Raw genomic sequence first — 18,327 nt, forward strand, 5'->3', positions numbered from 1 at the left:
ATGTCGATAAAAACCAGCGATGTAGAGTTTAAAACGCGCATTCGCCAGCAAATTGACGATCCGATTATGCGCAAAGCCGTGGCTAACGCGCAGGGGCGCATCGGCGCGAACCGGCAAAAAATGGTCGATGAGTTAGGGCACTGGGAAGAATGGCGCGACCGTGCCAGCCAGATCCGCGACCACGTTCTGAGTAACCTCGACGCCTACCTGTATCAACTCTCCGAGAAAGTGACGGAAAACGGCGGTCAGGTGTTTTTCGCAAAGACCAAGGAAGAGGCTACCCGCTACATTTTGCAGGTCGCGAAAGCGAAAAATGCGAAGAAGGTGGTGAAGTCCAAGTCGATGGTGACCGAAGAGATCGGCGTTAACCACGTGCTGCAGGATGCCGGCATTCAGGTGATCGAAACCGATCTGGGCGAATATATTCTCCAGTTGGATCAGGATCCGCCTTCGCATGTGGTGGTCCCGGCTATCCATAAAGATCGCTATCAGATCCGTCGCGTGCTGCATGAGCAGATGGGCTATGACGGTCCGGAAACGCCGGAAGCGATGACCTTGTTCATCCGCCAGAAGATCCGCGAGGATTTCCTCAGCGCTGAAATTGGCATTACCGGCTGTAACTTCGCGGTGGCGGAGACCGGCTCGGTTTGCCTGGTCACCAACGAAGGTAACGCGCGGATGTGTACCACGTTACCGAAAACACACATTGCGGTGATGGGCATGGAGCGCATTGCGCCGACGTTTGCCGACGTGGACGTGCTGATCACTATGCTGGCACGAAGTGCGGTGGGCGCTCGTCTGACGGGCTATAACACCTGGCTTACCGGGCCGCGCGAGGCGGATAACGTCGACGGGCCGGAAGAGTTTCACCTGGTGATTGTGGATAACGGTCGCTCGCAGGTGCTGGGTTCTGAGTTTCGCGATGTGCTGCGCTGCATCCGCTGTGGAGCCTGTATGAACACCTGCCCGGCGTATCGCCATATTGGCGGGCACGGCTACGGTTCTATTTATCCAGGGCCTATCGGGGCGGTGATCTCTCCGCTGCTCGGCGGCTATAAAGATTTTAAAGACCTGCCTTACGCCTGTTCACTGTGCACGGCCTGCGACAGCGTTTGTCCGGTACAGATCCCGCTGTCAAAACTGATCCTGCGCCATCGCCGGGTAATGGCCGAGGAAGGGATTACCCCGAAAGCGGAACGTCGGGCGATCAAAATGTTCGCTTATGCCAACAGCCATCCAGGGTTGTGGAAGGTCGGCATGATGGCCGGTGCCCACGCGGCGAGCTGGTTTATCAATGGCGGTAAAACGCCGCTCAAGGTTGGCGCGATTGGCGACTGGATGGAAGCGCGCGATCTTCCTGATGCTGACGGAGAGAGTTTCCGTAGCTGGTTTAAGAAACATCAGGCGCAGGAGAAAAAGAATGGATAACCGTACCGCGTTTTTAAACACCGTTGCCCAGGCACTGGGCCGTCCGCAGCGGCGGGAACCGCAGGCCGAAGCCGCGCCGGTGAATAACTATGCGAACGAGCGGCTGACCGAACTCAGCCCGCAGCAGCGCTGCGACGCGTTTGTGCAGTTTGCCAGCGAGGTGATGCTGGCGCAGTGCGAACTGACCCATGAGGCGCAGGCCCCTGAGGCGGCGTTACGTTTGTGCCAACAGCTGGGGCAGCAGCCGGTGGTGGTTAGCGGCGACAGTCGGCTGGCAGAACTGGGGATAACCGAGCGTTTGCAGCGAGAGTGTAATGCTGTGGTCTGGGATCCGGTGCGTGGAGCCGAGAATATTGTTCAGGCCGAGCAGGCGAAAGTTGGCGTGGTGTATGCCGAGTATGGCCTGACGGAGTCCGGGGGCGTGGTGCTGTTTTCCGCTCCGGAGCGCGGGCGTTCAATCAGCCTGTTGCCCGAGTCCTCTATTTTCGTGCTGCGTAAAAGCAGCATCCTGCCGCGTGTGGCGCAACTGGCGCAGGTTCTGCATCAGAAAGCGCAGGCCGGTGAGCGTATGCCGTCGTGCATTAACATCATCAGTGGGCCCAGCTCAACGGCGGATATTGAGCTTATCAAAGTGGTCGGGGTGCATGGTCCGGTGAAGGCGGTGTATCTGATTATTGAAGATTGTTGAGATTCGTGAATAAGCCCGCTCTGGCGTTGTAGCCCAGAGCGGGATGACATTCCGCACTCTGCGGACTCTCCTTTCGCAAGGGATCGCCTGAAAATGGCGTTCTGGTCCGCGCTTTCCTCTGCGGTTTAATGTCCCTGCACCTGTTTTTTCTGCTGGTAAAATCGGCGTACAACATTGTTTCCAGTCACCGCAAGTGGCGATTTTTACGCCGTTACGCGGCTGGTAAAATTGATCTAAATCAATTTAAATCGACTTATTTTTAAAAGCGAAAGAATGCAATGTTTACTAAAATTTTACCTTTCCGTGCTTATTTTTCGACAACGCAGGCGACAACGCAGTGAGAATCAACGCGATTTACGCAGCGGATAGCACCGAAAATCAACGCAAAAAGGCATATAAAAACAGGGGTTTTAGGTAAAAGTAGACATTAAACACGTTATGTAACCTATTGGCTGGAATGATGTTTTGATGGCACATTGTTAGCCACGCGGTAGACGTCTTTTTTTTAATCTAATGAGTCACAATGAATGTGCGGGTGATGCTGCCAACTTACTGATTTAGTGTATGATGGTGTTTTTGAGGTGCTCCAGTGGCTTCTGTTTCTATCAGCTGTCCCTCCTGTTCAGCTACTGACGGGGTGGTGCGGTCCGGCAAGGCGCTATCCAGGGATAACCGGGCAAACAGACGCATGGAGGCGATTTCGTACAGAGCATCTTCCATCGCGCCATCGCTCAGGTTGTACCAATGCTGCATGCAGTGAATGCGTAGCATGGTTTCCAGCGGATAAGGTCGCCGGCCATTACCAGCCTTGGGGTAAAACGGCTCGATGACTTCCACCATGTTTTGCCATGGCAGAATCTGCTCCATGCGGGACAAGAAAATCTCTTTTCTGGTCTGACGGCGCTTACTGCTGAATTCACTGTCGGCGAAGGTAAGTTGATGACTCATGATGAACCCTGTTCCATGGCTCCAGATGACAAACATGATCTCATATCAGGGACTTGTTCGCACCTTCCCTAAGCGTATGGGGATTAACTTATTTAAAATTAAGCGCACATTTTTGGGGGAGTCGAGAAAGCTATTTTGGTCTCGTGATCGCCGGGATTTTCTTTCTAATTATGCACTGTCGCTATTGCGCAAAAAATGTCGTTATCAAAAATGATGGGCTTGCACCCATGAGAGAATTGATTAATATCGGGGTCAGTTTGGATATAGAGAATTATTGTACGGTAAGCCTGTTTTTTGAACAGACTTACCTATGGCAATAGGGTGTACTCCCGCGCTATACGGCATTTTCAGAGGTTTGACCTTAATCGGATAACCTAAATGCGATACTGCAAGAGCGACAACTTAAAAGCGATAGCCACTGACGCAAAATCAACCCCTTACGAACCAAGATTGGTTAAATAATGCGCTTAACGTACAAAAATTTCCGATCTCCAAACTGACCCCTATTACTTGCAACGCTGGGAGGAACACATGACATATGCAACGATCAATCCCTTCACGGGAGAGCTCATCAAAGAATTTCCCAATGCCACTGATGCCGAAGTCACAGAGGCAATTGAATCGGCCCACCAGGCCTTTTTGAGTTGGCGCAATACCTCTTTTGCCAACAAGGCTGAAATACTCAATCGGGCTGCAGCCCTGCTCAGAGACAGCAAGCGCCGCTATGCAGAGCTGCTGACCCTAGAGATGGGTAAAGTCATTGGAGAGGCCGAGGCCGAAGTAGAACTGTCGGCGCAGATCCTCGAATACTATGCCGAGCATGCCGAGAGACTGCTGGCACCGCAGAAACTGCCTGTGGCCGATCCCGCCGAAGGGGAAGCGCTGCTGGTCAATGAACCTCTTGGGGTCTTGCTGGCCATTGAACCCTGGAACTTCCCCTATTACCAGATAGCCAGGATCTTGGCTCCGCAACTTTCTGCCGGCAACACCCTGCTGCTGAAACACGCTTCCAATGTGCCTCAGTGCGCCGCCGCTTTTGAGAGCCTGATGCGGGATGCCGGACTGCCACAGGGCGCCTTCCAGAACCTGTATGCTACCCGGGATCAAGTCGAGCAGATCATCAACTCACCCAAGGTACATGGCGTGGCTCTGACCGGCTCTGAAGGTGCAGGCGCCGTTATTGCCTCTCAGGCCGGTAAGGCGCTGAAAAAATCCACTCTGGAGCTGGGCGGCTCTGACGCCTTTATCGTGCTGGAAGATGCCGAGCTTGAGAAAACCATAGATTGGGCGGTATTCGGCCGTCACTGGAATGCCGGTCAGGTATGTGTTTCATCCAAACGGATGATCCTGGTGGAAGCCATTTATGACAAGTTTATGGAAGGCTATACCAAAGGCGTAGCCGCGCTTAAAGCCGGTGACCCTATGGATCCGAACACGACTCTGGCGCCCCTGTCTTCCCAGGGTGCTGCCGATGAAGTGAAGCAGAAAATTCGTGAAGCGGTTGAGCATGGTGCCACAGCTACCGAAGTTGGTCCCAAAGTGCCGGAGCAAGGCGCTTTTGTACAGCCGACCATACTTACCAATGTGACCCCGGACAACCCGGCTTACTATTGGGAGTTCTTCGGCCCTGTCTCCATGATCCTCAAGGCAAAGGATGAACAGGAAGCGATTGCCATTGCCAACGATTCGCCCTTCGGCCTCGGTGGCTCTGTGTTCACCGCCGATGAACAGCGCGGTCTGGCGGTAGCCAAGCAAGTCTCTACCGGGATGATGTTTGTCAACCACCCCACCATGGTTAAGGCTGATTTGCCCTTTGGCGGCATCCGCCGCTCCGGCTATGGTCGTGAACTGATCGACTTAGGCCTGAAAGAGTTCGTCAACCACAAGTTGATCAACGTGGTGGATATCAACGCTCCCTTCTGATCGCGCTTGAAGCATATTTAGTTCGATAAAGACCCGAGCACCTGGCCGGGTCTTTTATCGCCACAGTCAAATCGACTGGCAAACTGGGTGATGCTGCCAACTTACTGATTTAGTGTATGATGGTGTTTTTGAGGTGCTCCAGTGGCTTCTGTTTCTATCAGCTGTCCCTCCTGTTCAGCTACTGACGGGGTGGTGCGTAACGGCAAAAGCACTGCCGGACATCAGCGCTATCTCTGCTCTCACTGCCGTAAAACATGGCAACTGCAGTTCACTTACACCGCTTCTCAACCCGGTACGCACCAGAAAATCATTGATATGGCCATGAATGGCGTTGGATGCCGGGCAACCGCCCGCATTATGGGCGTTGGCCTCAACACGATTTTCCGCCATTTAAAAAACTCAGGCCGCAGTCGGTAACCTCGCGCATACAGCCGGGCAGTGACGTCATCGTCTGCGCGGAAATGGACGAACAGTGGGGATACGTCGGGGCTAAATCGCGCCAGCGCTGGCTGTTTTACGCGTATGACAGGATACGGAGGACGGTTGTGGCGCACGTATTCGGTGAACGCACGTTGGCCACGCTGGGGCGTCTTATGAGCCTGCTGTCACCCTTTGACGTGGTGATATGGATGACGGATGGCTGGCCGCTGTATGAATCCCGCCTGAAGGGAAAGCTGCACGTAATCAGCAAGCGATATACGCAGCGAATTGAGCGGCATAACCTGAATCTGAGGCAGCACCTGGCACGGCTGGGACGGAAGTCGCTGTCGTTCTCAAAATCGGTGGAGCTGCATGACAAAGTCATCGGGCATTATCTGAACATAAAACACTATCAATAAGTTGGAGTCATTACCGCGAATGTGTTAGACGGTGTCCACCATAGAAAAGCCAGAAAACGAAATCAGATATTTTAGTCGCCACATATCGTGTCCTGTGATATTTGATTACTATCACCCGATAAGCGTATTAATAAATGCTGGCTCAACATTGGTGGATATTTAAATGGTCATATTCCTGATGACCTAACGTGGGAGTTGTGTCGGGCTTAAAGCTAATTCACCGTAAGAACAATTTTCCCAACATGCTTGCCGGACTCCATCAATGCATGCGCGCGTGCTGCTTCGCGTAACGGGAATGTGCTGTGAATCATGGGATGGCAACGACCTGCATTGAGAATCGGCCAGATATTTTTAAGCAAGTCATTGGCAATTTCGGCTTTTTCGACCGAAGTTCGTGCTCGCATCGTTGAACCCGTGACAACCGCTCGCTTCAACGCGAGTTCTTGCAGATCCACTTGATCTGCGAAAGCTCCGCCAAGGAAGCCAATGATTACCAGCCGGCCATCCATTCCTAAACTCCTCATATTTCGGGAGAAATAGGATGCACCCATTATATCGAGAATGATATCAACGCCACGGCCATCCGTTTGCTTCAAAATGAAATCAGAAAAATCAGTTGTCCGGTAGTTGACTGGCGTAGCGCCAAGCTCTGCGATCACATCGCATTTATCATCTGATCCAGCCGTCGCATATGCCTCGATACCGATTTCGCGGCATAGCATCAACGCGGTTGTGCCGATACCACTTGTTCCCCCATGAATCAGAACACTCTGACCCTGTGTTGCGCCACCAATCTTGAACAAGTTTGCCCAGACGGTGAACAGAGTCTCAGGAAGTGCCGCCGCTGCTATCATTGACATGCTGTCTGGCACCGGCAGTGTCTGGCTTTCCGGCACGATGCAATACTCACCATAACCACCGCCATTCGTCAGAGCACAGACTCGGTCACCAATCTTTACGCCCGTGACGCCTTCTCCAATTGATGAAACCGTTCCAGCGACCTCAAGACCAGGAATAGGGGTTACGTCGTCAGGCATAGGGTAATGACCCTGGCGTTGAATGACGTCAGGACGATTAACACCTGCGGCCTTGACGCGAACCAAAATTTCCCCAGCCTTTGGCACCGGAATCGTTGTCTGAACGGGCGTTAAAACCTCTGGCCCGCCAGGCTCAGAGATTTCAATGACAGTCATTTTATTCGCAGTATGTAACATGAACGTAAGGGCACTGTTGCAAATAGTCGGTGGTGATAAACTTATCATCCCCTTTTGCTGATGGAGCTGCACATGAACCCATTCAAAGGCCGGCATTTTCAGCGTGACATCATTCTGTGGGCCGTACGCTGGTACTGCAAATACGGCATCAGTTACCGTGAGCTGCAGGAGATGCTGGCTGAACGCGGAGTGAATGTCGATCACTCCACGATTTACCGCTGGGTTCAGCGTTATGCGCCTGAAATGGAAAAACGGCTGCGCTGGTACTGGCGTAACCCTTCCGATCTTTGCCCGTGGCACATGGATGAAACCTACGTGAAGGTCAATGGCCGCTGGGCGTATCTGTACCGGGCCGTCGACAGCCGGGGCCGCACTGTCGATTTTTATCTCTCCTCCCGTCGTAACAGCAAAGCTGCATACCGGTTTCTGGGTAAAATCCTCAACAACGTGAAGAAGTGGCAGATCCCGCGATTCATCAACACGGATAAAGCGCCCGCCTATGGTCGCGCGCTTGCTCTGCTCAAACGCGAAGGCCGGTGCCCGTCTGACGTTGAACACCGACAGATTAAGTACCGGAACAACGTGATTGAATGCGATCATGGCAAACTGAAACGGATAATCGGCGCCACGCTGGGATTTAAATCCATGAAGACGGCTTACGCCACCATCAAAGGTATTGAGGTGATGCGTGCACTACGCAAAGGCCAGGCCTCAGCATTTTATTATGGTGATCCCCTGGGCGAAATGCGCCTGGTAAGCAGAGTTTTTGAAATGTAAGGCCTTTGAATAAGACAAAAGGCTGCCTCATCGCTAACTTTGCAACAGTGCCCCTAATCGTGTTCAGCAGAATAGCCGGAGGAAGTTTCCTACTGTCGATAAGAAAGGATTGGCACAGGGAGTGTGAATATCGAAACACCATCACAGAATAATGCCAGATAGAAATGCGATAGTAGGGTTGGATATTTAAATAAGGAGCATCCCGACTTAAAATGAATATGACTGCGTAACCAGGCGCAATAAAAAAAGCGAAAGAATCGCTTTTATTCTGGTTGTTTTTTCGAAGAGTGACCGTTTTCTGAGATGACAAGAAATAAGGAAGTCCTATGATCGCTAGCGGAATAGTTCAAAAACTGAATGCGCAAATGAATCAGGAGTTTTATACCTCAAATTTGTATCTTCAGCTCAGCCAGAGGTGCAGCGAGAATAGCCTTAATGGCACCGCACTATTTTTGCGTCATCAGGCGCAAAATACGGTGACGCAAATGATGCGCATGTACGAATACATCAAACAGAGCGGCGCCACGCCGGTGTTACAGGAGCAACACACCCGGTGCGGTGAATTTTCCACGCTGGAAGATCTGTTTGAGCAGACGGTAAGCGATTACCAGAAGCGCATTAATGCGCTGACCTCTTTGACGGAAGACGCCCAGGCAGCAAACGATAAGTCAGCGATTAACTTCCTGAAGCGATACAGAAAAGAGGAAATCGTGGACGGGACGCTGTTGCAAATCATTCTGGATGAAGTCCGCAGCGCTAAAAAAGCGGGCATCAACATGCAGCAAACCGACCACTATCTGGTTGGCGTGATCGATTGCTATCACTAAATCAATTTCGCAGTACGAGGAGGTTTTACGCCTCCTCAGAAAATCTGTTTTACATCAGAAACAGAGGTTTATGCCAGTGAACATTTGATACCCAACACGTCATAGTGATTTTTTAACTTAGCGTTTTTATATCGTGCCAAAAATGTCTCTGCTTGTGTCTTTATATTAAGGAAGGTGCGAATAAGCAGGTCATTTCTTCCCAAGCTGACTCGCTGATTAAAATTTCGCGGATCTGGGCCGATTTTTTTCCCGCAAACACATCGAATCAGCCTATTTAGGCTATTTTTTCCACCATTTCTGGCGTTATTTCCGGTTTTTACTGAGATCTCTCCCACTGACGTATCATTTGGTCCACCCGAAACAGGTTGGCCAGGGTGAATAACATCGCCAGTTGGTTATCGTTTTTCAGCAGCCCCTTGTACCTGGCTTTCACGAAGCCGAACTGCCGCTTGATGATGCGAAACGGGTGCTCCACCCTGGCACGGATGCTGGCTTTCATGTATTCGATGTTGATGGCCGTTTTGTTCTTGCGCGGATGCTGCTTCAAGGTTTTTACCCTGCCGGGACGCTCGGCGATCAGCCAGTCCACATCCACCTCGGCCAGCTCCTCGCGCTGTGGCGCTCCTTGGTAGCCGGCATCGGCTGAGACAAATTGCTCCTCTCCATGCAGCAGATTACCCGGCTGATTGAGGTCATGCTCGTTGGCCGCGGTGGTGACCAGGCTGTGGGTCAGGCCACTCTTGGCATCGACACCAATGTGGGCCTTCATGCCAAAGTGCCACTGATTGCCTTTCTTGGTCTGATGCATCTCCGGATCGCGTTGCTGCTCTTTGTTCCTGGTAGAGCTGGGTGCCTCAATGATGGTGGCATCCACCAAAGTGCCTTGGGTCATCATGACGCCTGCTTCGGCCAGCCAGCGATTGATGGTCTTGAACAATTGACGGGCCAGTTGATGCTGCTCGAGCAGGTGGCGGAAATTCATGATGGTGGTGCGATCCGGCAGGGCGCTATCCAGGGATAATCGGGCAAACAGGCGCATGGAGGCGATTTCGTACAGGGCATCTTCCATGGCACCGTCGCTCAGGTTGTACCAATGCTGCATGCAGTGAATACGCAGCATGGTCTCCAGCGGATAGGGCCGTCGGCCATTGCCCGCCTTGGGATAAAACGGCTCGATGACAGCGGTCATATTCTGCCATGGCAGAATCTGCTCCATGCGGGAGAGGAAAATCTCTTTTCGGGTCTGACGGCGCTTAGTGCTGAATTCACTATCGGCGAAGGTGAGTTGATGGCTCATGATGTCCCTCTGGGATGCGCTCCGGATGAATATGATGATCTCATATCAGGAACTTGTTCGCACCTTCCCTAAGTCACCGGCGGCTTGCCTGCCACACATTGAACATTACAGACCAATTAGCACTTTGTCACCGGGGAAAGATGTAAAGATTATGTATAAATAGATTGGCTTAGAAGTGACATTTCAACTTTGGAGAAACAGGTGACATTTTAAACTTGCTTTAACAAAATTTTGGGACTGACCGAAACAAAAAGGCCAGCCCCGGAGGGCTGGCTATTCAGTACAGGGCAATGACAGGTTTCTTGATGCCGCAGGCGTGAGCGTAGCGGGTCAGTGTGTCGATGCTGGCTTTGGTGATGTTGTTTTCCAGGCGAGAAATAACCGGAGGTGTAACCCCCATGCGTTCAGCAACCTGCGCTTTTGTCAGGTTGTCATGCTTGCGCCATTCAGCAAGCAGCTCCCTGAGCTTTTCCTTACGTTCTTCTTCCTGCCATGCAGCGCGATATTCATCGTCCTGCATCCACTCGTTATGCAGTTCTTTATGGCTTACCAGTTTCATTAAGTACCTCCGCTAACCGCTTTTTGGCGAGATCGATTTCTTTCGCTGGCGTTTTCTGTGACTTCTTGATGAAAACACGGAGCATGATGATGGTATTGCCTTTGTGGTATACCCAGATTCCCCTGGCTATGTCCGTCCCCATCGTGCGGATCTCAAAAAGTCCATCGCCCAGGGGCTTCGTGTCCGGCTCCCGCAGTAATCGGGCGTCATACTCCAGTTTGCCGATGAGACGGTCAAACTTCACCCTGATTTTTACGGGTAATGCTGTGGCTTCTTCCCTGGCTTCCGGGTGATAAACAACGCTAAACATGTGACCTCCCATTTCTATTAATATTAACCTATAGGCTAATTTCAGACAAGGTAGAATTAACCTATAAGCTAATTTTGTTGGCAGTTATCGTGGCTACCCGGTCACTACCCTGTTAGCGTGAGTTTTCGTTCCACTGAGGAACGGGGATTTATGCGCGTTAGCGCATGTAAGGCGGCAGGATGAAATGACAGGTAGCACCGAGGGTTAGCCGCCGATACCAGTGAGGGATCGAAAGGGATCGCCTATCCATCCCTTCACCTTGCAAAGCCATATTCCGCTAAAAGCGGCTCAGAGGCTTTTGTGCGCGGTCGGAGTGGTCACAACAAGGCGAAGCCGCAGTTGGGGCGTATCTCCGCGTTAGCGGGTCGTAAGAGCCGCTTACGAGCGTGTAAGCTAATTCTTCAGCGATATTTGCTGACGTATCCGGCGTGGCCGGATTTGTCCAATCCCTCGATGGCTAACAGGCGAGCTGTTAGCCATCGAGGGATTCCGTTCTGAATGCCCCGCGCTTTAGCGTGGGGAGCTACTTTTGAGGCGCTCGCGCCGATGCTGTTCGGTTATCCACTTTTTAAAGGGGATAACAGTAATGTCTTTTATTTTTTGGTTTATCTTTTAATACGTAAGTAATTAAAAGATAAACCAAAAGAGTATTTGCGCCATCTCGTTTGCACTTCATTATCACTTACCCACAAGCTATACAGCAGTTGTGGTGGGTCTACGCCGGAACCGCCGAAAAATCCGTCATTCCTGTAGGCGGGATGGGTTGGATTTCGAAAATTATTGTACTATAAGGGCTTCCCCGGCGTGTCAACGCCGGTGTTTATGGTTTCTGTCTGCTCTTCAGTAAAAATAAAGGGGAGAGACTGCGGTACTATAAACGGCCATGATGAATCGTCATCGATTCGGACCCTGATGAAAGACGCGCGTGAGGTTCTTGTTCGTTAAGCGGATACGTATATCCTGTACAATAGCCAGATAGGCCTCACGGGGTATAACCCTTTATCATCAACGAATTGCAGGTCAGATGGTTATTTTGTTTCGTGCTTTAGCTGGCTGAGTACAGCCTGAAATCATCACCGTAATGCAATGATGCCCAGCACAGCCTTGCGTTTTTGGCGGCGATGGCTACAACGGCACGCCAGTATCCTCTGCGATCGACCAGTGAACAGACCCAACGACTGAATAAATCAGTCCTTTTCTCGGCACCAATCAGAACCGAACGAGCCCCCTGAACCAGTAGCGTTCGCAGATACGAATCGCCAGCTTTAGTTATCCTGCCAAGCTTTGATTTCCCACCACTGCTGTACTGCGATGGCGTTAGTCCCAGCCAGGCTGCCAGTTGTCGCCCATTTTTAAAATCGTGTGCATTACCGATACTGGCGACCAGCGCACAGGCCGTTGTGGGACCAATCCCTTTCAGTTCCATCAATCGCTGGCTGCGGTGATCTGTTTTTGCCATGCGGGACAAAATCCGGTCATATTCAGTAATATTATCTTCAATACGATCAATGTGTTCCAGCAGGTCATTAACACATTGTTGAACCTGAAGTGGCAAAGAACTCTTCTGCTCAGAAACCATGTGACGCAGGGCATCTGTACTTTGTGGGGCGATGACACCGAATTCCGATATCAAACCTCTCAATCGGTTATATGTTGCTGTTTTCTCTTCGATAAAACCCTGTCTGATACGGTGTAGGCATTGCATCGCCTGCTGGCTCTCATCCTTCACTGGTACAAACCGCATATGCGGGCGACGAACTGCTTCACAGATAGCCTGAGCATCAGCTGCATCATTTTTGCCTGATTTACCGGCCATGCGGTAAGGAGATACAAATTTAGCAGCCATCAGCCGTGGTTCATGACCATATTGCCGAAACAACCTTGCCCAGTAGTGAGCCCCGGAGCATGCCTCCATCCCGATAACACAGGGAGGTAAACTGGCAATCAGCTCAGGAAGGGCAGCACGCGATACTTTGGGTTTAACCAGAACAGTTTTACCGTGTTGGTCAACGCAGTGAACAGCGAACACATTTTTAGCAAGATCGATACCGACAGTCGTGATGGTCATAACGAATCCCTCCGGGGCTATGTTTACCCCATGATTGCACAAGAGTTAATCAGGCGCATATCCAGGGGAAGTCCCTTCCATTCGTTAAGGTTATTTTTTGTACCTCTGAGCTATGTGAAGCTTGACCACTTTGACAGGCAGCTTTGAGCGATATATAGTCATTCGTACCCTGAGAATTACACTTTGAAGTGATTCAGGGTATGCGCTTACTGGTTACGAATATTGAGCGAGAATCATGTGATGATCGCCGCTTTTCTTTCGAGCCAGTAGGTGCTCCACGTTCGCTAACGAATACTCAGGGCATGCAGATAAACTGCTGGCTATATTTCTTTCGAAGAGCGTGGAATGCATACCAATCCCCGATAAAAAGGAGTTGGTGATGACTGTGACTAATCAATTTGCTGCGCACGTTGGTCTGGACTGGGCTGATAAAAAACACGATGTCTGTGTTCAGTTTAAAAACGGTGAACGCGTATTCGATGTGATTGAACATACAGCAGAAGCGCTTGATGCCTGGCTTACTGAGTTACACCAGAAAGTAAAAGGTAGAATCGCAATAGCTCTCGAACTGAAGAAGGGCCCCGTGGTATATGCTCTTCAAAAATACCCCTTTATCACCGTTTTCCCCGTCCACGCATTGTCCCTGGCTCGTTATCGGCAAGCCTTCTCGCCCAGCGGCGCTAAAGATGATCCGCAGGATGCCGAGCTGGCATTAGAGTTAATGCTGCGTTACCCCCAGAAGATAAAAGCTATTGAACCCGACAATGCGGATATTCGCTTACTTCAGCAACTGGTTGAGCAACGTCGTCAGTTGGTTGAAGATAAACGACGCTTTGTGAACCGGATAATCAACACGCTTAAACAGTATTATCCTCAGCCACTGGAGTGGTTCTCACATCGGGGTAGCTTACTGTTGTGTGAGCTGATTATCCGGTGGCCCAGTCTGCAACAACTGAAACGAGCCAGACGCGACACGATCCGCAACTTTCTGAATGCCAAAGGTGGTCGCGCTATGGCCCTTACCGAGCAACGTGTTGCGAGTATTGATAATGCGATCCCATTGACTACAGACCCGAGTGTTATAGAGGCTAATGCTTTGATGGCAGCAGCACTGGCGACACAAATTAAAGTCGTGAGTGAAATCATCAAAACCTATGACGAACGAATCGAAACGCTGTTTGACACATTGCCAGATGCGGGGCTGTTCAAATCACTTCCGGGCATGGGACCGTGCATGGGCCCACGGATGCTTGCTGCACTTGGTGATAACCGTGACCGGTTTAACAGCGCTGAAGAAATTCAAAACTACGCAGGTATAGCACCGGTGACCGAACGAAGCGGCCAAAAATCCTGGGTTCACTGGCGATGGCAATGTGCCAAGTTCGTCAGGCAGACCTTTGTTGAATGGGCTGCCAAGACGGTTAATTCATCATACTGGGCCAAACTGTATTATCAGGGCCTCAGAGAAAAGGGCAAATCTCATCAGTCTGCGATCCGGGCACTGGCGTTCAAATGGATAAGGATCATTTACCGCTGCTGGAAGGCCAGAACCTGTTATGACGAAGCGAAATATTTGCTGGCTCTCGAAGCGAGACACTCGCCCTTACTGAAGCCATAAAAAGCTTGTCGAATGTCTCAGGGCGTGAAGCAGACATATTCACTGAAATTTTTAGGAAGCATTTTCTTGCCCATACGTGGCTTTATCTGCCGATTTTCAGAAAACGCATTCACCGTTATCGACGCGCTTTTCTGTCGTCAGCGGGATCGTCCCGCCTGAACCATCAGACACACCAAGTACCAGCACCTCTGACTTTTCAGGTCCCATCTTCATGGTACCCAGATTGACGATGCAGATTACCTGCGTTTCCTGCAGGTCTTCTGCTGCATAGTTAGTATACGCACCGCATGACACCCTTGTTCCCAGTTCTGGTCCTAGGTCAATAGTCATGCGCCAGGTGGGCTTTGATGTTTTACTCTCCTCAACCCTGATGATGGTACCGGCACGCATATCGAGAGCCGAAAATGAGTCAAATGACGCTTTATCTTTCATAATTCTTTCCTTTTTGCGATTTCAAAGTTTTCTTTCCGTTGCCGGAACAGACTGAAACGTAACTTTCCAGCCGGAACGGTGATGAGCCCCAGACACGCAACTATCAGTCCGACGCCTGCCCATCCGGAAGGCGGCAGCCTTTCACCGACGAGCACAACGGCCAGCAGTGCGGCTATAACCGGCTCCAGCAGACTGATCGTGGTTGCCATACTGGGGACGTCTCAGAAAACGGAATCTATGGTCACTCCCGTTTTTGCAACACCGATTTTGACGACAAGTTGGCTTGCTTGAATCTATCCGGCGTCTGAATGGGATTTTATTCCCGCGCCTCGATGAGTTCCGCGCCTGATGAACCTCCAGAAAATATACGGCTTCAATGAGCCTTTCCGTTTTACAGGTTCCTCAACAGGCCGGTGGGCCGTTAGTATCATCAATATCAGTATTCGCAAAACCAGATGAATGATTGTTTAAACTGGTGTATTTCTGCCTTTATGCTTCGTAAGTTTGCTGTCGCGCCGTCAGTGCCCAGGCTATTCTGGCCAGCTTGTTTGCCAGAGCACAGGTGACGACAAAGTTGCTTTTCCGACACAACAACTCCCTGACCCAGTCGGCCAACTTGCCAGACTGGTGTTCCAGTTTTTGTATGAATACCCTGGCACACTGAACCAACAAAGTTCGGATCTTTTTGTTGCCCCGCTTGCTAATCCCTAACAATGTCGTCCGACCTCCCGTGCTGTACTGTCGGGGTACCAGCCCTGTTGCCGCCGCAAAGTCACGGCTGCTGGCGTACTGCTTCCCGTCGCCAATCTCAGTTGAAATAGTACTGGCAGTCAGCGTTCCAACGCAGGGAATACTCAGCAAGCGCTGTCCAACCTCATCTTCGTCCAACTTTCGTTTCAACTGAGATTCCAGATCTTTAATCTGCTCAACAAGATAGTGATAATGCTGTTGTAATTTCAGCAGTAACTGGCTGAGATAAAGAGGCAAACTACTGTCCTCAAGAAGGGTACTCAGTCGACTAATAACGGCAGCACCTCGCGGAACGCTGATACCAAATTCCAGCAGAAAAGCATGCATCTGATTAGTTGTTTTCACCTTATCCTGAACCAGGGATTCACGGACACGATGCAGAGCTCGCATTGCCTGCTGAGATTCGGTTCTGGGCTGCACGAAACGCATAGATGGACGTGATGCTGCTTCACAGATAGCTTCAGCATCAACGAAGTCATTTTTGTTGCTTTTAACGAATGGGCGGACAAATTGCGGTGATATCAGCTTTGGAAAATGCCCTAACTCTGCCAGCTTGCGTGCCATAAAGTGAGAACCGCCACAGGCTTCCATCGCGATGGTTGTTGCCGGGCATGTCGCCAGAAATTCGATTAGCTTTGGTCGGGTGAATTTTTTACGGTAAACGGCCTTCCCACGATGATCCTGACAATGAATATGGAAAGAGTTCTTACCCAGATCGATACCAATAAGCGCAATGTTTTCCATGATGGTTCTCCGAATGAAAGCCTGTCCTCAGCATAGTACTGGGAAGGAGGGAGTGACCATCTCATTAAATAAAGCACGCTAAGCCGGTGGCAGCGGTCGCAATGGCCTGAACTTCCCCGCACCGACCTTGGCACTGCTGCGCCATAGGTAATCGCCGGTCAGGTTGATATGCTCCCACCCCAGCGGGGACAGATATTGCAGCAACGTGTCGTCCAGCGCCTCGCCCTTATTCAGCCCCGCATGGACGCGGCGGCGCAGCTCCACGCTTTGCAGCCAATCCAGAATGAACAGCGTGCGCTCGATGCGCCCATACATCCGCACCTTGTCGTTGATCGCCTTGCCGGAAGCCTGGAACTGCTGTTGATGCTTGTTCTTGGCCGCATTGAACAGCTTGCCGATGATACGGTCGTGAAGGTCGATGATTTCATCAGTGACGGTGGCCATGCCCTCGATGGCCAGTGCTACCAAGGTGGCGTAACGCCGCTGCGACTCGAACTTGGCCAGGTCGGCGGGCGTCATCTGGCCGCCTTCGCGGGCGATCTTGAGCAAGCGGTTTTGGTGTACCTGCCGTTCGATGCCAGCAGGTAGGTCAAGCGCCTGCCAGGCTTTGAGGCGTTCGATGTGTTCAAGCATGTGGCGCGAGTTTGGCTTGGCGGGCGATTGGCGCAGCCACGCTAGCCACGTCATTTTGCTACCATCCTTGCGCTTGAGCAGTTCGTCCAGGCACTGGCGATGGACAGGTATCAAGGAATCGGCCAATGCCGCATGGATGCTTCGGTTGGCACGGGTAATGGCCTCGGCGCTTGCGCGCTCGATGGCATTCATGGCGGGTAGGATGATGCTCTGCCGCCGCAGGTTTTCAACAAGGGTGCTGGCCAGCACAATGCCTTTGTCTGTTTGCAAGGCCAGTTCGGTCAATGTATGCACGGCTTGCCGGTAATGACTCATGGTGAAGGGCTTGAATCCAAACACCGTTTGCAGCTCGACCAAGTGCTCCCGCCGTGTCTGCTCGCGCTGGCCGTAATGGTTCCAGCTTCCCACCGGCACCTTGAGTTGTGCGGCCACCATGCGCAGCAGGGGCAGAAATGGAGGATCATCGACGCCCAAGAAGATGCCAGGGAATCGCAAGTAGCAAAGCTGCACGGCGAAGCCCAATCGATTCGCGGCGCCGCGACGCTGACGGATCACCGACAGGTCGGTTTCGTTGAACGTGTAGTGCCGTATCAGTTCGTCTTTGGCATCTGGCAGTGTCAGCAGACTTTCGCGCTCGGTGGCGGACAGGATTGAGCGGCGTGGCATGGTCAGTCTTCCCGCAGGTACTGGTACAAGGTTTCGCGGCTGATGCCGAAGTCACGGGCCACCAAGGTTTTCTGCTCGCCTGCCGCAACTCGCCGTTTCAACTCGGCAATTTGTTCGCTGTTCAGCGATTTCTTTCGTCCCCGGTAGGCCCCGCGCTGCTTAGCCAGCACGATTCCCTCGCGCTGACGTTCGCGGATCAGAGCGCGCTCGAACTCAGCAAAGGCTCCCATGACCGACAGCATCAGATTGGCCGTCGGTGAGTCCTCGCCGGTGAACGTTAGCCCTTCTTTGACGAACTCCATGCGCACGCCCCGTTGTGTCAGCCCTTGGACGATGCGGCGCAGGTCATCAAGGTTGCGTGCCAACCTGTCCATGCTATGCACCACCACGGTGTCGCCCTCGCGGACGAAGGCCAGCAGCCTTTCAAGTTCGGGACGTTGTGTGTCCTTGCCTGAAGCCTTATCGGTGAATACCTTGCCGACTTCTATTTGTTCCAGTTGTCGATCAGGATTCTGGTCGAAGCTGCTGACGCGAACGTAGCCGATACGTTGACCTTGCAAGATGCCTCCAAAGGTAAAAATGTCAGGATGAAATCTATTACCCTTG

Annotated in this window: 15 protein-coding genes and 4 pseudogenes; 8 read left to right on the forward strand and 11 right to left on the reverse strand. The window is 51.6% G+C overall.

Annotation, left to right across the window (positions count from 1 at the left end):
- The 3 genes and pseudogenes from IB222_RS23715 to IB222_RS23725 all read left to right on the forward strand — a co-directional run.
- Entirely contained in the window at positions 1–1,428 is a 1,428-nt protein-coding gene (locus IB222_RS23715; RefSeq protein ID WP_072663053.1) for a LutB/LldF family L-lactate oxidation iron-sulfur protein, read from the forward strand.
- Positions 1,421–2,116: a lactate utilization protein C gene (locus tag IB222_RS23720; RefSeq protein WP_149385163.1), complete on the forward strand. Its 696-nt coding sequence runs from the start codon at positions 1,421–1,423 to the stop codon at positions 2,114–2,116. Before IB222_RS23715 ends, IB222_RS23720 begins: the two co-directional genes overlap by 8 nt.
- 589 nt (positions 2,117–2,705) lie before the next feature.
- Positions 2,706–2,780, forward strand: a pseudogene (locus IB222_RS23725) (IS1 family transposase); the annotation flags it as partial.
- Here IB222_RS23725 and IB222_RS23730 read toward each other — a convergent pair.
- Positions 2,753–3,064, reverse strand: a pseudogene (locus IB222_RS23730) (IS5/IS1182 family transposase); the annotation flags it as partial. The pseudogenes IB222_RS23725 and IB222_RS23730 overlap by 28 nt on opposite strands.
- A gap of 531 nt (positions 3,065–3,595) precedes the next feature.
- Here IB222_RS23730 and IB222_RS23735 point away from each other — a divergent pair.
- Together IB222_RS23735 and IB222_RS23740 are read left to right on the forward strand one after the other, a co-directional pair.
- Positions 3,596–4,987, forward strand: a complete 1,392-nt coding sequence (locus IB222_RS23735; RefSeq protein WP_023205627.1) for an NAD-dependent succinate-semialdehyde dehydrogenase — start codon at positions 3,596–3,598, stop codon at positions 4,985–4,987.
- A 141-nt stretch (positions 4,988–5,128) separates the two neighbouring features.
- Positions 5,129–5,826 (forward strand): IS1 family transposase gene (locus IB222_RS23740; RefSeq protein WP_225386177.1). Its coding sequence is split into 2 segments (ribosomal slippage): positions 5,129–5,378 and positions 5,378–5,826, totalling 699 coding nucleotides; the frame shifts between segments, so codons are not numbered across the junction.
- A gap of 212 nt (positions 5,827–6,038) precedes the next feature.
- Here IB222_RS23740 and IB222_RS23745 read toward each other — a convergent pair.
- Positions 6,039–7,019 (reverse strand): NAD(P)H-quinone oxidoreductase, encoded by a 981-nt coding sequence (locus tag IB222_RS23745; RefSeq protein WP_196479507.1) that lies wholly within the window; start codon positions 7,017–7,019, stop codon positions 6,039–6,041.
- Positions 7,020–7,112: 93 nt separating this feature from the next.
- On the opposite strand from IB222_RS23745, the gene IB222_RS23750 reads away from it, so the two are divergent.
- Together IB222_RS23750 and IB222_RS23755 are read left to right on the forward strand one after the other, a co-directional pair.
- Entirely contained in the window at positions 7,113–7,817 is a 705-nt protein-coding gene (locus IB222_RS23750; protein WP_001067855.1) for an IS6-like element IS26 family transposase, read from the forward strand.
- Between the two features lie 326 nt (positions 7,818–8,143).
- Positions 8,144–8,644 carry a non-heme ferritin-like protein gene (locus IB222_RS23755; RefSeq protein ID WP_149384990.1) on the forward strand — a complete coding sequence of 167 codons (501 nt, stop codon included), beginning with the start codon at positions 8,144–8,146 and terminating at the stop codon, positions 8,642–8,644.
- A gap of 316 nt (positions 8,645–8,960) precedes the next feature.
- On the opposite strand, the gene IB222_RS23760 is transcribed toward IB222_RS23755, so the two are convergent.
- The 4 genes from IB222_RS23760 to IB222_RS23775 all read right to left on the reverse strand — a co-directional run bounded on the left by IB222_RS23760 (position 8,961) and on the right by IB222_RS23775 (position 12,878).
- The gene (locus tag IB222_RS23760) at positions 8,961–9,941 is read right to left on the reverse strand and encodes an IS5-like element ISKpn26 family transposase (RefSeq protein ID WP_151114789.1); all 981 of its coding nucleotides are present in this window, start codon (positions 9,939–9,941) and stop codon (positions 8,961–8,963) included.
- 277 nt (positions 9,942–10,218) lie between these two features.
- The gene (locus IB222_RS23765; protein ID WP_000780222.1) at positions 10,219–10,500 is read right to left on the reverse strand and encodes a helix-turn-helix transcriptional regulator; all 282 of its coding nucleotides are present in this window, start codon (positions 10,498–10,500) and stop codon (positions 10,219–10,221) included.
- A complete protein-coding gene (locus IB222_RS23770; RefSeq protein WP_000493286.1) occupies positions 10,481–10,810 on the reverse strand; it encodes a type II toxin-antitoxin system RelE/ParE family toxin in 330 nt (109 codons plus the stop codon). Before IB222_RS23770 ends, IB222_RS23765 begins: the two co-directional genes overlap by 20 nt.
- A 1,045-nt stretch (positions 10,811–11,855) precedes the next feature.
- Positions 11,856–12,878 (reverse strand): IS110 family transposase, encoded by a 1,023-nt coding sequence (locus IB222_RS23775; RefSeq protein WP_001572362.1) that lies wholly within the window; start codon positions 12,876–12,878, stop codon positions 11,856–11,858.
- A 379-nt stretch (positions 12,879–13,257) separates the two neighbouring features.
- Between IB222_RS23775 and IB222_RS23780 the strand changes: the two genes are divergently transcribed.
- The gene (locus IB222_RS23780; protein WP_000219087.1) at positions 13,258–14,496 is read left to right on the forward strand and encodes an IS110-like element ISEsa2 family transposase; all 1,239 of its coding nucleotides are present in this window, start codon (positions 13,258–13,260) and stop codon (positions 14,494–14,496) included.
- 96 nt (positions 14,497–14,592) lie between these two features.
- Here IB222_RS23780 and IB222_RS23785 read toward each other — a convergent pair whose 3' ends face one another.
- From IB222_RS23785 to IB222_RS23805, 5 genes and pseudogenes are all read right to left on the reverse strand, one after another.
- A complete protein-coding gene (locus IB222_RS23785) occupies positions 14,593–14,928 on the reverse strand; it encodes a hypothetical protein (RefSeq protein ID WP_016236507.1) in 336 nt (111 codons plus the stop codon).
- Positions 14,925–15,140 (reverse strand): annotated as a pseudogene (locus tag IB222_RS23790) (EamA family transporter); the annotation flags it as partial. The pseudogene IB222_RS23790 and the gene IB222_RS23785, both read right to left, overlap by 4 nt.
- Positions 15,141–15,417: 277 nt before the next feature.
- Entirely contained in the window at positions 15,418–16,422 is a 1,005-nt protein-coding gene (locus IB222_RS23795) for an IS110-like element IS5075 family transposase (protein ID WP_000427614.1), read from the reverse strand.
- A 264-nt stretch (positions 16,423–16,686) separates the two neighbouring features.
- Positions 16,687–17,721, reverse strand: a pseudogene (locus IB222_RS23800) (DUF4158 domain-containing protein); the annotation flags it as partial.
- 2 nt (positions 17,722–17,723) lie between these two features.
- Positions 17,724–18,281 carry a recombinase family protein gene (locus IB222_RS23805; RefSeq protein ID WP_130975182.1) on the reverse strand — a complete coding sequence of 186 codons (558 nt, stop codon included), beginning with the start codon at positions 18,279–18,281 and terminating at the stop codon, positions 17,724–17,726.
- Positions 18,282–18,327: the final 46 nt, after the last annotated feature.

Source organism: Citrobacter sp. C13, assembly GCF_014596815.2.
Taxonomy (GTDB): domain Bacteria; phylum Pseudomonadota; class Gammaproteobacteria; order Enterobacterales; family Enterobacteriaceae; genus Citrobacter; species Citrobacter portucalensis.

Coding starts and splice junctions, on each gene's coding strand:
- IB222_RS23715 (WP_072663053.1), top strand. CDS start 1: ATGTCGATAAAAACCAGCGATGTAGAGTTTAAAACGCGCATTCGCCAG.
- IB222_RS23720 (WP_149385163.1), top strand. CDS start 1,421: ATGGATAACCGTACCGCGTTTTTAAACACCGTTGCCCAGGCACTGGGC.
- IB222_RS23735 (WP_023205627.1), top strand. CDS start 3,596: ATGACATATGCAACGATCAATCCCTTCACGGGAGAGCTCATCAAAGAA.
- IB222_RS23745 (WP_196479507.1), bottom strand. CDS start 7,019: ATGACTGTCATTGAAATCTCTGAGCCTGGCGGGCCAGAGGTTTTAACG.
- IB222_RS23750 (WP_001067855.1), top strand. CDS start 7,113: ATGAACCCATTCAAAGGCCGGCATTTTCAGCGTGACATCATTCTGTGG.
- IB222_RS23755 (WP_149384990.1), top strand. CDS start 8,144: ATGATCGCTAGCGGAATAGTTCAAAAACTGAATGCGCAAATGAATCAG.
- IB222_RS23760 (WP_151114789.1), bottom strand. CDS start 9,941: ATGAGCCATCAACTCACCTTCGCCGATAGTGAATTCAGCACTAAGCGC.
- IB222_RS23765 (WP_000780222.1), bottom strand. CDS start 10,500: ATGAAACTGGTAAGCCATAAAGAACTGCATAACGAGTGGATGCAGGAC.
- IB222_RS23770 (WP_000493286.1), bottom strand. CDS start 10,810: ATGTTTAGCGTTGTTTATCACCCGGAAGCCAGGGAAGAAGCCACAGCA.
- IB222_RS23775 (WP_001572362.1), bottom strand. CDS start 12,878: ATGACCATCACGACTGTCGGTATCGATCTTGCTAAAAATGTGTTCGCT.
- IB222_RS23780 (WP_000219087.1), top strand. CDS start 13,258: ATGACTGTGACTAATCAATTTGCTGCGCACGTTGGTCTGGACTGGGCT.
- IB222_RS23785 (WP_016236507.1), bottom strand. CDS start 14,928: ATGAAAGATAAAGCGTCATTTGACTCATTTTCGGCTCTCGATATGCGT.
- IB222_RS23795 (WP_000427614.1), bottom strand. CDS start 16,422: ATGGAAAACATTGCGCTTATTGGTATCGATCTGGGTAAGAACTCTTTC.